Origin of the sequence: Limnospira fusiformis SAG 85.79 (assembly GCF_012516315.1) — a bacterium.
GTDB classification, from domain to species: domain Bacteria; phylum Cyanobacteriota; class Cyanobacteriia; order Cyanobacteriales; family Microcoleaceae; genus Limnospira; species Limnospira fusiformis.
On the sequence record NZ_CP051185.1, the window covers coordinates 3,648,201 to 3,661,594 of the forward strand.

Below are 13,394 nucleotides of genomic sequence, written 5' to 3' on the forward strand. Positions count from 1 at the left end.
ATTTCGGGTAAACAGTTCCCGGTGAAGAATGTGCTTAACCAATTATTATGTCTGAAGAAAACTTAGAAGAAACCGCCGAAGAAACCGCCGAAGAAACCGCCGAAGAAACCGCCGAAGAAACGGCAAAGGGATTTGGGCAGAGTGATGGTAATTCCCAAATCCGGTTTAAACGGGAGGGTGAGAATTTACTGCTGATTTTACCAGAGGAAGGCGATCGCTCTGAGAACTCCAACAGTAGTAGTTGGGGGGATTTGTTGCAGGTGATGAAACATCGGATCACAGGGGAGGAACATAGCTGGGAAGAGGGGCTAGAAGTGCATCTGGTCAGCCCAAATAGGCTGTTAGATAGTCGTCAATTGCAGGATATTAGAGATATCCTGACATCGGCGAAATTAGAGCTAAAGCGGGTAAGAACAGGTAGGGCGCAAACAGCGGTAGCGGCGGCGACGGCGGGATATTCAGTCGATCGCGAATCGGATCGCGACCATTTAAACCAAAAGGAAAGGGAAAGGACTACCGTAGAGGCTGAACCCCTATACTTAAAGATGACTTTGCGATCGGGGGTAGAAATACGTCATCCGGGGACGGTGGTAGTTTTGGGAGATGTTAACCCAGGTAGTTCCATAGTTGCTAATGGGGATATAATCATTTGGGGTCGTTTGCGGGGAACCGTCCATGCTGGGGCTAACGGAAACCTGCAAACCATGATTATGGCCTTGCAAATGGAACCGATGCTGATCCGCATAGGGGATCAGGTGGCGCGGGGTCCAGAAAACCCGCCGGAGGAATTTTACCCGGAAGTAGCTTATATGACGGCGAAAGGCATCCGTATTAGCCGGGCTACGGAAATGGGGCGAGTGAAACTCTGGCAAATCAGCAAAGCCCCTAGTGATGACAGCCTGTAATACTATTGCTGTTGGATATGGCTAGGGAATCTGCTATCATCCGATCGCATTTATTGCCCATGTAGCGATCGTTAATATTAATAACTGTTAACCAACTAAGAACCCCCATGAGTCGCATTATAGTTGTAACCTCTGGAAAGGGAGGAGTCGGAAAAACTACCTCTACAGCCAATCTTGGCATGGCTCTCGCCCAACGAGGACACTCAGTTGTGGTGATTGATGCTGACTTTGGTTTGAGAAATTTAGACTTGCTGCTGGGACTGGAAAACCGCATTGTATATACGGCGGTGGAAGTCCTATCAGGGGAGTGTCGTCTGGAACAGGCTTTAGTGAAAGACAAGCGCCAACCCCGGTTAGTATTGTTACCAGCGGCTCAAAATCGGATGAAGGATGCGGTAACGCCGGAACAAATGAAGGAGTTGATCAGCCAGTTGAGTCCGAAATATGAGTATATTTTGATTGACTGTCCGGCGGGTATTGAACAAGGTTTCCAAAATGCGATCGCCGCGGCGAGTGAGGCTATTGTGGTAACGACACCGGAAATATCAGCCGTGCGAGATGGCGATCGTGTGATTGGCTTATTGGAGGCGAATGGTATCAAGCGGATACGGCTGCTGATCAACCGGATTAAACCGGGGATGGTAAAAGCTAATGATATGATGTCGGTTCAGGATGTCGAGGAAATTCTAGCCATTCCACTGGTGGGCGTAGTTCCCGATGATGAACAGGTAATTGTTTCGACTAACAAGGGTGAACCTTTGGTATTAACGGAAACTATTTCTCCGGCGGTGACAGCCTTTAATAATATTGCCCGCCGCCTAGAGGGGGAAAAAGTGCCGTTTATGGAGTTAGACCCAGCGCCTCCTGGTTTTTTTGCGCGACTGCGTAGGCTGTTGTCGTCTAAGATTATGTAGTAACCCTTTGAATAACTCATCGCCGGGGCGGTAGGGGTCTGGGGGCTTTCTCAAGAGGTGACTAGGGACGTGCGGAGTATTGGATCATCGAGGTATTTATCGCCCAGGTGTAGGTTTTGATCCACTGTTCGATAATGTAGCAACAGCAATGAAAATTAATGAATTTATCGACAAATTTTTGAACCGCAAGAGGCCTAACAGTCGTGATGCGGTCAAACAACGGTTAAAATTAGTTCTCGCCCACGATCGCGCTGATTTATCTCCCGAAGTTGTAGAAGCTATGCGGCGGGAGATTTTGGAGGTGGTATCTAGGTATGTGGAAATTGATACAGATGACTCAGAATTTGGGTTAGAAAGCGACCAAAGATCGACTATTTTGATAGCTAACCTTCCGATCAGACGAGTGAGAAAAACCGTCGCGCCGGACTCCTAAACTGGCACTCCCAGGAGAACTGCTTTTTTGTGTTGTCAAACCGACCCGGAGTGGGAGGCTTTAGTCAACCGGCGGCGCGTGCAGCAGATTAAGGAAAAAGTGGTATATTATCTGCCAACATTAGACATCTAGCCTATTATGAAACCGGGTTTCTTTGAGAAACCGGGTTTCTGGGAGTTCGTTGGGAGGAGAGGTATTCGCAGAACCCGACCCTACAATTATTAATTATTAATTATTAATTCTCAAAGCGATCGCTTGCCATTACAAAATAGTTAAATAAGTTTCCATTGAGTCTTTGGTAGCGTTAGTTGGGGGTAAATTTCTGCCTCCAATTAACCATCTCTATTGCCAACGTAACGCACCTTTTTGGCTAAATATTGGTGCGTTACGGCGGATTGGTAAATTTTCGTAAAAATCTCAAGTTGGTCGCCGCCTAACGCTACAATAAAGAAACTCACTTTTTGGCTCAATATTGGTGCGTTACGGCGGATGGCTAAATTTTCGTAAAAATCTCAAGTTGGTCGCCGCCTAACGCACCCTACAATAAAGAAACTCACTTTTTGGCTCAATATTGGTGCGTTACGGCGGATTGCTAAATTTTGGTAAAAATCTCAAGTTGGTCGCCGCCTAACGCTACAATAAAGAAACTCACTTTTTGGCTCAATATTGGTGCGTTACGGCGGATGGCTAAATTTTCGTAAAAATCTCAAGTTGGTCGCCGCCTAACGCACCCTACAATAAAGAAACTCACTTTTTGGCTCAATATTGGTGCGTTACGGCGGATTGCTAAATTTTGGTAAAAATCTCAAGTTGGTCGCCGCCTAACGCACCCTACAATAAAGAAACTCACTTTTTGGCTCAATATTGGTGCGTTACGGCGGATGGCTAAATTTTGGTAAAAATCTCAAGTTGGTCGCCGCCTAACGCACCCTACAATCAAGTAAAATTTCTCAGTAAGTCTTTGGTAGGGTGCGTTAGTTGGGGGTAAATTTCTGCCTCCAATTAACCATCTCTATTGCCAACGTAACGCACCTTTTTGGCTAAATAAATATTGGTGCGTTACGGCGGATTGGTAAATTTTCGTAAAAATCTCAAGTTGGTCGCCGCCTAACGCTACAATAAAGAAACTCACTTTTTGGCTCAATATTGGTGCGTTACGGCGGATTGCTAAATTTTGGTAAAAATCTCAAGTTGGTCGCCGCCTAACGCACCCTACAATAAAGAAACTCACTTTTTGGCTCAATATTGGTGCGTTACGGCGGATTGCTAAATTTTGGTAAAAATCTCAAGTTGGTCGCCGCCTAACGCACCCTACAATCAAGTAAAATTTCTCAGTAAGTCTTTGGTAGGGTGCGTTAGTTGGGGGTAAATTTCTGCCTCCAATTAACCATCTCTATTGCCAACGTAACGCACCTTTTTGGCTAAATATTGGTGCGTTACGGCGGATGGCTAAATTTTCGTAAAAATCTCAAGTTGGTCGCCGCCTAACGCACCCTACAATAAAGAAACTCACTTTTTGGCTAAATATTGGTGCGTTACGGCGGATGGCTAAATTTTCGTAAAAATCTCAAGTTGGTCGCCGCCTAACGCACCCTACAATCAAGAAACTCACTTTTTGGCTAAATATTGGTGCGTTACGGCGGATGGCTAAATTTTCGTAAAAATCTCAAGTTGGTCGCCGCCTAACGCACCCTACAATCAAGTAAAATTTCTCAGTAAGTCTTTGGTAGGGTGCGTTAGTTGGGGGTAAATTTCTGCCTCCAATTAACCATCTCTATTGCCAACGTAACGCACCTTTTTGGCTAAATAAATATTGGTGCGTTACGGCGGATTGGTAAATTTTCGTAAAAATCTCAAGTTGGTCGCCGCCTAACGCTACAATAAAGAAACTCACTTTTTGGCTCAATATTGGTGCGTTACGGCGGATGGCTAAATTTTGGTAAAAATCTCAAGTTGGTCGCCGCCTAACGCACCCTACAATAAAGTATAATTTCTCAGTAAGTCTTTGGTAGGGTGCGTTAGTTGGGGGTAAATTTCTGCCTCCAATTAACCATCTCTATTGCCAACGTAACGCACCTTTTTGGCTAAATAAATATTGGTGCGTTACGGCGGATTGGTAAATTTTCGTAAAAATCTCAAGTTGGTCGCCGCCTAACGCACCCTACAATAAAGAAACTCACTTTTTGGCTCAATATTGGTGCGTTACGGCGGATGGCTAAATTTTGGTAAAAATCTCAAGTTGGTCGCCGCCTAACGCTACAATAAAGAAACTCACTTTTTGGCTCAATATTGGTGCGTTACGGCGGATTTCTAAATTTTGGTAAAAATCTCAAGTTGGTCGCCGCCTAACGCACCCTACAATCAAGAAACTGGCATCGGAATTTGGAGAATACCATCGGTTCCCACATGACAATTTAGCTTAATTTTTTCCATCTATTTTGCTCCAGAAAAACCTATTATATTTTATCTAAAATTAGTCTAAATTTACCAGTATATTGATAATTAATCTTACAACCAAACAAACCGGGTTTCTATCAGCATGAAGGTTGGGTGACAGAGATGGTCGTCAATTACCCGGTTTCTGGATAGAGGCGATCGCCTCATCCTAGGTACTGTCTCAATACAGGTGACATCCGATAAAGGCGATCGGTTTTTTCCAGCCAACAACGACGGCTAAGAGATTGTAAGGTATTGAGTAAATCTGCAGATGGCATCGGGGCAATTTCTAAGAGTTTGACTAGGGCGATCGCCTCATCTTCTTTAGCTAAAAGCGATAAAAGTTGCTTTTCTGGTTCCGATAGGTAAGCCAACGGTTGCTGTAAAATATCTTGCAAATCTTGAGGCAATAAAAAAGGCTGATTTGCTAACAATTCACTCACGGTTAAGCCTAATTCAACCATGAAATTAGCCACAGTTTTTAACCATAACGGGTTGCCTTGATAATAGTCAATAAATCGGGAGCCATTTGCTTCGGGTTCTAATCCTTGTTGGGCGATAATTTGGTGAGCGGATGCAGTGTCTAACCCCCTCAAGATTAAGTTATGGGTATTTGGGTGTTTAATTTGAGCAATTTCTCGCGGGTATTCCCAACCCATCAGGATAAAACAACTTTGATGCGATCGCTCTTTAATTTGTTTAAATAAACTGCGATAATCCTCAGATTTTGGTTGATAGTGACCAGCCAATTCACCCCGCCCAAACAGGTAATTGATATCATCTAAAATAATTAAACAGCGATGATTTTGTAAATATTTCATCAGGGGTAGCCGTGAAGTTTGATTATCCCCCTCGGTAAAAATTTCGGTTAAATTATTTTGCAATTGGGCGACAGTGGGGCAAGTTTCCAGACTACGCCAAATCACATATTCAAATTCATGTTTAATTTCTTCTACCAGTTTGATACCCAGGGCGGTTTTTCCCATCCCTATCATGCCAGTAATAGTTAAAAGTTGTGCTTTTTCTGTGAGGATTAATGTTTTGAGGAGTTCCAGTTCAGCAGTACGATTATAGAAGTTACCTAACTTAGGCATTTCACTTAAATCGTGATGAAAAGTTGGGCTTTGTTGGGGGTTAGATGTTACTTGATTTTCCGGGTTTTGGTTGGGTATATCTGGTGGTTGTCTGGCTTGTCCACAAAAGTTAATGCTGTTAATTTGGACAGATTCTCTTTGTGCAATATTTGAAACTATCGAAAATTGCAATCTCTCCATTGTCGAGCGAAAATTGGATTTCTTAACCTCTTCCCCCAACTCCTCTGAAAGAGTCTGCCATAATTTCGCTCCAACATCCCGAACATAACTCTCGTTACAGTGCTTTTCCTGGGCAATTTCGCTGTATTTCTTGCCTTGCAGAGTTCCCCGTGCGATCGCCTGTTGCAAGTCATCAAGGTGTTGCCCAGTCTTAGCAAACACCAGAGCGTCAGCCATTTTTAGCACTTCATCAACATTCATGGAGTCGGGTAGATTTTGTGATTTTCCATATTATAGCCAACATTTACCAGCATTTTACCACAAATTATTGCATTTTACCACATTTTTGACGAGGTGGAGTTGGAGTTGCCAACAAAATTGCCAACAAAATTATATTTTTTCCAAACCCAGTCATAACAAGTCGTTGCTATGATCAATATAAATCAACTGTTATCGATTTATTAAGGTTAACTACATGGAGCAAGCTCTAGAGAAGCACACAGAGCAACCTGCACCTTTTAGGCTCTACAATAGCAAGCAGAGCCTAACCATAAAAATCCTTAAAGAAGGCGATCAAGTTTTGAATGTCTCATACATTGGCGATAAAATCCATATAGCGGTGCGCCAAAAAAATGAGGAAGTTTTAAGTTACGTCGTCTTTCTTGATGAGGGTGGACAGCCTAGATTGTCTAAAAATTCAGCGATTACTATCACTTATGGAGATGATGAAATTGAAGCATTGGTCGTCGATCCTAATAGGCTCGACAATAACCAAAAGAGCCTAATCATAAAAATCCTTAAACAAGGCGATCAAGTTTTGAATGTCTCATACATTGGCGATAAAATCCATATAGCGGTGCGCCAAAAAAATGAGGAAGTTTTAAGTTACGTCGCCTCTTATGATGAGAGTGGACAGCCTAGATTGTCTAAAAATCCAGCAATTACTATCACTTATGGAGATGGCGAAGTTGAAGCCTTGGCCGTCGATCCTAATAGTGGACAGGAAATTTTGTCTATAACGAATTAATGAGGTAAATAGTGGGTAAGAAGTCTCTGAAAATTACTGTCAATAATTTGGATGATGATAACTACGCGGATGTTGCTCATAAGATAGTTAAGGCAGTCAAGTCCGAAGCTCCCAATAGTGATGTTTCTATTCTAGGGGCCAGTCCAGAAGTGTTTGAAGCTTCCTCTAAGAAGAAAATAAAAGGTGAGTAATGTGGCTCTTAAAAAACGACCCAACGAACACAAAAAAGCACAAAAATTAGTTAAGCAGCGGGATGGGAACGAATGTGAAATTTGCGGTAAAATCGAAGAAATCGCACATGGACATCATGTTATTGCTTACAGTGATGGTGGGCCAGCGGATTTAAAAAATATGATGACGCTTTGCCCAGACTGTCACAGAGCTTATCACAATGGTGAAATAAAAGTAGATATTTGGCGATTTTAATTAAAACGTCAAATTTTTGTGTAGTAGTTTAATTGAACGTGATAGTGTGCGTTATGCGGATAAAAATTTATGGATATAATCGGTAATTTATAGATTCACTTTAACGCACCTTTGTTGCTAAATATTGGTGCGTTACGGCGGATTGGTAAATTTTCGTAAAAATCTCAAGTTGGTCGCCGCCTAACGCACCCTACAATAAAGAAACCGGGTTTCTGTGAGCATTTTGGTTGGGTGACAGAGATTTGGTGTCAATTACCCGGTTTCTGAATTAAGTTTACCGCTGATGCTATAATCAAATAATCATATCTATAACAATCGATAACTAAGATGTCGCCCGCTAAAGAAATCTCAATTTCCTTACCAACATCCCTAGTACAATTTATTGAGAACTATAAAACCGCCAAAGGATGTCAATCCCCTGACCAAGTGATTCAATTAGCTTTAGAATTATTGAGAAATCAAGAACTAGAATCCGCTTACAGAGAAGCATCTAGTGAAATTGATTCCGCTTGGGATATTACAATTGCCGATGGATTAACCGATGAAACGTGGTGAAATTTACTATGCTAATCTCAGTCCGGCGGTTGGATCGGAAATGGATAAACGCCGCCCCGTGCTTATAGTAAGTAACGATGCAAATAACCGCGCAGCGGATACAGTGACAATTCTACCCATTACCTCTAATGTGACTCGCGTTTACCCTTTTGAAGTGTTAATCAATCCAGAGGATAGCGGTTTATCCAAGCCTTCCAAGGTGCAAGCGCAGCAGGTGCGAACTATTTCTAAACAAAGGATCGGTGGGGATGCCGTGGGTTTTTTGAGTCAGGAAGTTATGCAAATAGTAGAGACTGCCCTCAAACTCCACTTCAAGCTAGATTAAATTTCCTCACGATCGCCATTGATTCATTCACCTTTATTTGTGGTTAAAAAAGCGCGATTCCCGTCTCTGGATCCGCTGCGCGGAATCGCGCCTCAAGCAACTAAGCAAAAAAACCGGGTTTCTATGAGTATTTTGGTTGGGTGGCTTTCGATGGTCGTAAATTACCCGGTTTCTGAAGCCCTCTACCAACCCCAAAACGGCGATCGCTTGCCATTACAAAATAGTTAAATAAGTGTCCATTGAGTCTTTGGTAGCGTTAGTTGGGGGTAAATTTCTGCCTCCAATTAACCATCTCTATTGCCAACGTAACGCACCTTTTTGGCTAAATATTGGTGCGTTACGGCGGATTGCTAAATTTTCGTAACAATCTCAAGTTGGTCGCCGCCTAACGCTACAATAAAGAAACTCACTTTTTGGCTAAATATTGGTGCGTTACGGCGGATTGCTAAATTCTCGTAAAAATCTCAAGTTGGTCGCCGCCTAACGCACCCTACAATAAAGAAACTCAAGTTGGTCGCCGCCTAACGCTACAATAAAGAAACTCACTTTTTGGCTAAATATTGGTGCGTTACGGCGGATTGCTAAATTTTCGTAAAAATCTCAAGTTGGTCGCCGCCTAACGCACCCTACAATCAAGTAAAATTTCTCAGTAAGTCTTTGGTAGGGTGCGTTAGTTGGGGGTAAATTTCTGCCTCCAATTAACCATCTCTATTGCCAACGTAACGCACCTTTTTGGCTAAATATTGGTGCGTTACGGCAGATTGCTAAATTTTCGTAAAAATCTCAAGTTGGTCGCCGCCTAACGCACCCTACAATCAAGTAAAATTTCTCAGTAAGTCTTTGGTAGGGTGCGTTAGTTGGGGGTAAATTTCTGCCTCCAATTAACCATCTCTATTGCCAACGTAACGCACCTTTTTGGCTAAATATTGGTGCGTTACGGCGGATTGCTAAATTTTCGTAAAAATCTCAAGTTGGTCACCGCCTAACGCACCCTACAATAAAGAAACTGCCTCATTAACAGTAAGATTATTTTCAGAGGCAATATTTTCAATTAGATAGTATAATTCATCAGGCAAGTTTTCAATTTGCAGTGTAACCATTGCCATCACACAATAAATTGATTGAGCGATATTACCAGTTTAACTTAATAACTGCCAGAAAATCAACCCAATCCACCTGATTTAGGGGAGTTCGTGAGGAGGAGAGGTATTCGCAGAACCCGACCCTACAATTATTAATTATTAATTATTAATTCTCAAAGCGATCGCTTTCAATTACAAAATAGTTAAATAAGTGTCCATTGAGGTTTCGGGTAATAGCTTTAATTGCTGATTTGTCAAATCCAGTTCGATTCCTAATGCTTCCAAAGGCAAAACCCCCAAAAGCGGGTCGCGTCCTCCAGGTAATTCTAAGCATTCAAAAGTTCCTTCTCTACCCAATAGGGAAATACTAGCGTCTCGGAAAACTCTGGCTTTACTGAATCCGTTAGCCGTGGCTACATCAACTTCTTTTAGTAATTCTAAACCTAATTGGGCGATCGCATTGGAAGGAAGGCATAATGTCGTAGCTCCTGTATCCACCAGAACATTATTTAAAGTTAGCGATCGCACTTGTTCGACTGGAATCAAACCTTGTCTGGCATTGGCTTGGTCGATCCGGTTCGTTATGGTTAAAGTCGTGATAATTCGGCCCATGGTCTTTTCGGTGGGATTTGACATGATTGTACCTCCTGCTACTCTACCTCAATTATGACTAAAATTTGAGCAGAGGTGGGATTTCCAAAGCCATGGAGTCTCATGATCACCTTCAACTCAGAAACCGGGTTTTTGCCACTTTCATCACCAGTTTAGCACAAGAAAGCCAACCCAGCACAGACACAAACGGGGTTGCTCATGTAAAATTATTAATTAGTTAGCGGGATCAGAAACCGGGTTTCTGGAAATCGGCTTTTTGGGGGGAGTTATATTACCTACTATAAAATTATCAATTATTAATGATTAATTTTATCGACTTTTAGATTCCGGCTTGGGAAAACTGTAGTCAGTACGATCGCCAGTCGGGATTTTTCGCCAGCGCACTCATTCGCCGGGTCGCCGCCGGGTTGGGTCTCCTGTTGCATAATCATGGAAAAATGCGATCGATTATGGGTTGTCAGTTTCACCCGGGGGACTTGGAGCCTATTCAAACATCCTCCGGGCGGCCGGGTTTCACTTCCAAAAAGAGGGCGATCGCCTTTGGACTCTCTTATCGGACAATGGCCACAATCGCCGGGTCACTTTTCCCCGGAAGCCTTCGAGGATGACCCCGACCTAGCATTGATGACCTGGGGCGACCCCCCTCTGTCACCTTCTCCTAGAAACCTTTAGGGCGACCCTCCCAAAAAAAGCCCCCAGGGGTTGACAACCACCCAGAGTTAATGCTAATATCTTGACATATTGTTTAATAATGGAATATTTGCTAAAATCCAAAAAACGGCAATATTTCGATTATATCAAATAATAGCACGGTGAAAGACAAAAAGCAAGCCCGCCCACTGACCAAAAAAATGGGGGTGGTAAGGAAGGATAGTTTTTGGGGACGGTATCAATTTTATCAGCTAAGTTGTTCTTGATGTCTCCATAGAGTGATACCCTAAGAAATGGCAATATTAAATTCTTCTAAAGCTTGCCGAAACATCGGATTAGCGAAATAAGGAAATAGGCGAAAGCATGGTCAGCACCGCAGAAAAAACAAAAATCGGCTACATTACCCAAGTAATTGGTCCAGTTGTAGATATTAAGTTCCCTGATGGCAAACTGCCGGAAATCTACAACGCTCTGAAAATCTCTGGCAAAAACGAAGCCGGCCAAGAGATTTCCGTGGTCTGTGAAGTTCAGCAACTTCTTGGGGATAACCAAGTGCGATCGGTTGCCATGAGTGGTACAGATGGCTTGGTTCGGGGTATGGAAGCCACAGACACAGGGAGAGCGATTCAGGTTCCGGTGGGTTCTGGAACTCTAGGTCGTATCTTTAACGTGGTGGGCGAACCCATTGATAACCTGGGTCCGGTTCCCAATGATGAAACTTCTTCTATCCACCGCCCCGCACCCGCTTTTGTAGATTTGGAGACTAGCCCATCGGTCTTTGAAACAGGCATTAAAGTGGTAGACCTGTTGGCTCCCTATCGTCGTGGAGGCAAAATCGGCCTATTTGGGGGGGCTGGTGTTGGTAAAACTGTAATTATTATGGAGTTGATCAACAACATCGCTAAGGCTCACGGGGGTGTTTCCGTGTTTGGTGGTGTGGGAGAACGTACCCGCGAAGGGAATGACCTCTACAACGAAATGATCGAGTCCGGCGTAATTAACAAAGAAGATCTGGGTCAGTCTAAGGTGGCTCTGGTTTATGGACAAATGAATGAACCCCCCGGAGCGCGGATGCGGGTGGCTCTGTCGGCTCTGACAATGGCTGAATACTTCCGTGATGTCAGTAAACAAGACGTTCTATTATTTATTGACAATATCTTCCGGTTTGTACAAGCGGGTTCGGAAGTGTCTGCTCTCCTGGGACGGATGCCTTCTGCTGTGGGATATCAGCCCACGTTGGGGACGGAAATGGGTGAGCTGCAAGAACGGATTACTTCTACGAAAGAAGGCTCGATTACCTCTATTCAAGCGGTATATGTTCCGGCTGATGACTTGACCGACCCGGCTCCGGCTACTACTTTCGCTCACTTGGACGCGACCACTGTATTGTCTCGTTCTTTGGCATCTAAGGGTATTTATCCGGCGGTTGACCCCCTCGATTCCAGTTCCACTATGTTACAGCCTAGTGTGGTCGGGGAAGAACACTACCAGACCGCTCGTGCTGTACAGTCTACTTTGCAGCGCTATAAAGAACTGCAAGATATTATCGCGATTCTGGGTCTTGATGAACTTTCTGAGGAAGACCGCCTGGTTGTGGCTCGGGCTCGGAAAATTGAACGGTTCCTATCTCAGCCTTTCTTTGTGGCTGAGGTGTTTACTGGTTCTCCGGGTCAATATGTGCCCCTGGAAAAAACTATTAAGGGCTTCCAGATGATTCTCAATGGAGAACTTGACGATATGCCAGAACAAGCCTTCTATATGGTCGGTGATATCGATATGGCGATCGCTAAATGGGAAAAAATGAAGGCTGAGAATAAATAACTCGGTCTGATTAACCTGCAAAGGTGTAGTTAGAGAATCAGAGTCAGAGGAGATAATCCGCCTGATTCTGATTCTTGAGTGCAAAAAAGGCGCTTCAATTGTGGATTTTACTATTAATAACTGAAAATGACATTAACTGTGCGTGTTATAGCCCCTGACCAAACGGTTTGGGATGATACGGCTCAAGAGGTGATTCTCCCAAGCACTACCGGTCAGCTTGGTATTCTTAGTGATCACGCTCCCCTACTAACGGCTTTAGATCCGGGAGTTATGAGAGTGAGAGCTAAAAATGAATGGGTGACTATTGCCCTCATGGAAGGGTTTGCCGAAGTTCAAAATAATGAAATAACTGTTCTGGTCAATGGTGCCGAGAAAGGTGCAAATATTGATGTGGGGACAGCCCGCGAAGCCTATAATCAAGCTCAAGCAGCCGTAGAAGCTGCTAACGCTGGTGGGAATGTGCAGGAGCAAATGAAAGCGAAGCAAGGGTTAAAGCGTGCCAGAGCCCGTCTACAGGCGGCGGGTGACAAGGCAATGGAATAACCAGTTTCTGGTGAAATCAACCACCAAGATCAAAGAGACAAGGCGTGCTTATAGACAGGGCGTGCCTTGTCTGTACATTTTTTATCAAAATGTTTAGTGATGGTTTTTCAGACTGCCAATTAGCGTGAACTAACCAACGACACACAACAGTATGATCGCTAATTTCCCATGGACGGGAAATACAACCTGGGAGTTAGGGTTTGCCACCACATCAAATGCGATCGCTACCTCTACAGTATTCAATAGATATCGCCAACAGCGAGGAAAGGTTAGTTGGCAAGGAGTCTAACCGTCCCTAGAGGTTCGGTAAATACCCCTTCATCAAAATGACTAACCACCCACAGTATAGAGATAAGAATCGATCCTGAAGATCTTATTCAAATAAGAACCCCCGGACTAAATTAAAGTTTC

General features: G+C 43.6%; 14 protein-coding genes. 10 read left to right on the plus strand and 4 right to left on the minus strand.

The window, feature by feature from the left end; all coding sequences use genetic code 11:
• The first annotated feature begins 47 nt into the window (after positions 1 to 47).
• Complete coding sequence (gene minC, locus HFV01_RS17165; RefSeq protein WP_006620399.1) at positions 48 to 905, plus strand: septum site-determining protein MinC; 858 nt, start codon at positions 48 to 50, stop codon at positions 903 to 905.
• Here the strand turns inward: minC and HFV01_RS17170 are convergent.
• Positions 886 to 1,086 (minus strand): hypothetical protein, encoded by a 201-nt coding sequence (locus HFV01_RS17170; protein ID WP_162198535.1) that lies wholly within the window; start codon positions 1,084 to 1,086, stop codon positions 886 to 888. The genes minC and HFV01_RS17170 overlap by 20 nt on opposite strands.
• On the opposite strand from HFV01_RS17170, the gene minD reads away from it, so the two are divergent.
• Together minD and minE are read left to right on the plus strand one after the other, a co-directional pair.
• Positions 1,013 to 1,819, plus strand: a complete 807-nt coding sequence (gene minD, locus HFV01_RS17175) for a septum site-determining protein MinD (RefSeq protein WP_006670760.1) — start codon at positions 1,013 to 1,015, stop codon at positions 1,817 to 1,819. The genes HFV01_RS17170 and minD overlap by 74 nt on opposite strands.
• Positions 1,820 to 1,967: 148 nt before the next feature.
• Positions 1,968 to 2,252, plus strand: a complete 285-nt coding sequence (gene minE, locus HFV01_RS17180) for a cell division topological specificity factor MinE (RefSeq protein ID WP_006670759.1) — start codon at positions 1,968 to 1,970, stop codon at positions 2,250 to 2,252.
• A 2,600-nt stretch (positions 2,253 to 4,852) separates the two neighbouring features.
• On the opposite strand, the gene HFV01_RS17185 is transcribed toward minE, so the two are convergent.
• Complete coding sequence (locus HFV01_RS17185) at positions 4,853 to 6,202, minus strand: helix-turn-helix domain-containing protein (protein ID WP_193520240.1); 1,350 nt, start codon at positions 6,200 to 6,202, stop codon at positions 4,853 to 4,855.
• A gap of 214 nt (positions 6,203 to 6,416) precedes the next feature.
• On the opposite strand from HFV01_RS17185, the gene HFV01_RS17190 reads away from it, so the two are divergent.
• The 5 genes from HFV01_RS17190 to HFV01_RS17210 all read left to right on the plus strand — a co-directional run bounded on the left by HFV01_RS17190 (position 6,417) and on the right by HFV01_RS17210 (position 8,274).
• Positions 6,417 to 6,968: a hypothetical protein gene (locus tag HFV01_RS17190; RefSeq protein WP_035758546.1), complete on the plus strand. Its 552-nt coding sequence runs from the start codon at positions 6,417 to 6,419 to the stop codon at positions 6,966 to 6,968.
• Between the two features lie 11 nt (positions 6,969 to 6,979).
• A complete protein-coding gene (locus HFV01_RS17195; protein WP_035758548.1) occupies positions 6,980 to 7,159 on the plus strand; it encodes a hypothetical protein in 180 nt (59 codons plus the stop codon).
• Positions 7,152 to 7,394, plus strand: a complete 243-nt coding sequence (locus HFV01_RS17200) for an HNH endonuclease (RefSeq protein ID WP_006620405.1) — start codon at positions 7,152 to 7,154, stop codon at positions 7,392 to 7,394. Before HFV01_RS17195 ends, HFV01_RS17200 begins: the two co-directional genes overlap by 8 nt.
• A gap of 327 nt (positions 7,395 to 7,721) precedes the next feature.
• Positions 7,722 to 7,949, plus strand: a complete 228-nt coding sequence (locus tag HFV01_RS17205) for a hypothetical protein (RefSeq protein WP_006620406.1) — start codon at positions 7,722 to 7,724, stop codon at positions 7,947 to 7,949.
• A complete protein-coding gene (locus HFV01_RS17210; protein ID WP_006620407.1) occupies positions 7,936 to 8,274 on the plus strand; it encodes a type II toxin-antitoxin system PemK/MazF family toxin in 339 nt (112 codons plus the stop codon). Before HFV01_RS17205 ends, HFV01_RS17210 begins: the two co-directional genes overlap by 14 nt.
• 1,274 nt (positions 8,275 to 9,548) lie before the next feature.
• Here HFV01_RS17210 and HFV01_RS17215 read toward each other — a convergent pair.
• Together HFV01_RS17215 and HFV01_RS17220 are read right to left on the minus strand one after the other, a co-directional pair.
• Positions 9,549 to 9,992, minus strand: coding sequence for an aspartyl protease family protein (locus HFV01_RS17215; RefSeq protein WP_006620410.1), 444 nt, complete (start codon positions 9,990 to 9,992; stop codon positions 9,549 to 9,551).
• Between the two features lie 272 nt (positions 9,993 to 10,264).
• On the minus strand, positions 10,265 to 10,435 hold the full coding sequence (locus tag HFV01_RS17220) for a hypothetical protein (protein WP_006620411.1): 171 nt from the start codon (positions 10,433 to 10,435) through the stop codon (positions 10,265 to 10,267).
• 547 nt (positions 10,436 to 10,982) lie between these two features.
• On the opposite strand from HFV01_RS17220, the gene atpD reads away from it, so the two are divergent.
• Together atpD and atpC are read left to right on the plus strand one after the other, a co-directional pair.
• The gene (gene atpD / locus HFV01_RS17225; RefSeq protein WP_006620412.1) at positions 10,983 to 12,440 is read left to right on the plus strand and encodes a F0F1 ATP synthase subunit beta; all 1,458 of its coding nucleotides are present in this window, start codon (positions 10,983 to 10,985) and stop codon (positions 12,438 to 12,440) included.
• Between the two features lie 126 nt (positions 12,441 to 12,566).
• Complete coding sequence (gene atpC, locus HFV01_RS17230; RefSeq protein ID WP_006620413.1) at positions 12,567 to 12,983, plus strand: ATP synthase F1 subunit epsilon; 417 nt, start codon at positions 12,567 to 12,569, stop codon at positions 12,981 to 12,983.
• Positions 12,984 to 13,394 lie beyond the last annotated feature (411 nt).

Bases quoted from the DNA above. Each gene is read 5' to 3' on its own strand.
- minD (WP_006670760.1), top strand. From the start codon at position 1,013: ATGAGTCGCATTATAGTTGTAACCTCTGGAAAGGGAGGAGTCGGAAAA.
- HFV01_RS17215 (WP_006620410.1), bottom strand. From the start codon at position 9,992: ATGTCAAATCCCACCGAAAAGACCATGGGCCGAATTATCACGACTTTA.
- minC (WP_006620399.1), top strand. From the start codon at position 48: ATGTCTGAAGAAAACTTAGAAGAAACCGCCGAAGAAACCGCCGAAGAA.
- atpC (WP_006620413.1), top strand. From the start codon at position 12,567: ATGACATTAACTGTGCGTGTTATAGCCCCTGACCAAACGGTTTGGGAT.
- HFV01_RS17185 (WP_193520240.1), bottom strand. From the start codon at position 6,202: ATGAATGTTGATGAAGTGCTAAAAATGGCTGACGCTCTGGTGTTTGCT.
- HFV01_RS17210 (WP_006620407.1), top strand. From the start codon at position 7,936: ATGAAACGTGGTGAAATTTACTATGCTAATCTCAGTCCGGCGGTTGGA.
- minE (WP_006670759.1), top strand. From the start codon at position 1,968: ATGAAAATTAATGAATTTATCGACAAATTTTTGAACCGCAAGAGGCCT.
- atpD (WP_006620412.1), top strand. From the start codon at position 10,983: ATGGTCAGCACCGCAGAAAAAACAAAAATCGGCTACATTACCCAAGTA.
- HFV01_RS17170 (WP_162198535.1), bottom strand. From the start codon at position 1,086: ATGCCAAGATTGGCTGTAGAGGTAGTTTTTCCGACTCCTCCCTTTCCA.
- HFV01_RS17205 (WP_006620406.1), top strand. From the start codon at position 7,722: ATGTCGCCCGCTAAAGAAATCTCAATTTCCTTACCAACATCCCTAGTA.
- HFV01_RS17190 (WP_035758546.1), top strand. From the start codon at position 6,417: ATGGAGCAAGCTCTAGAGAAGCACACAGAGCAACCTGCACCTTTTAGG.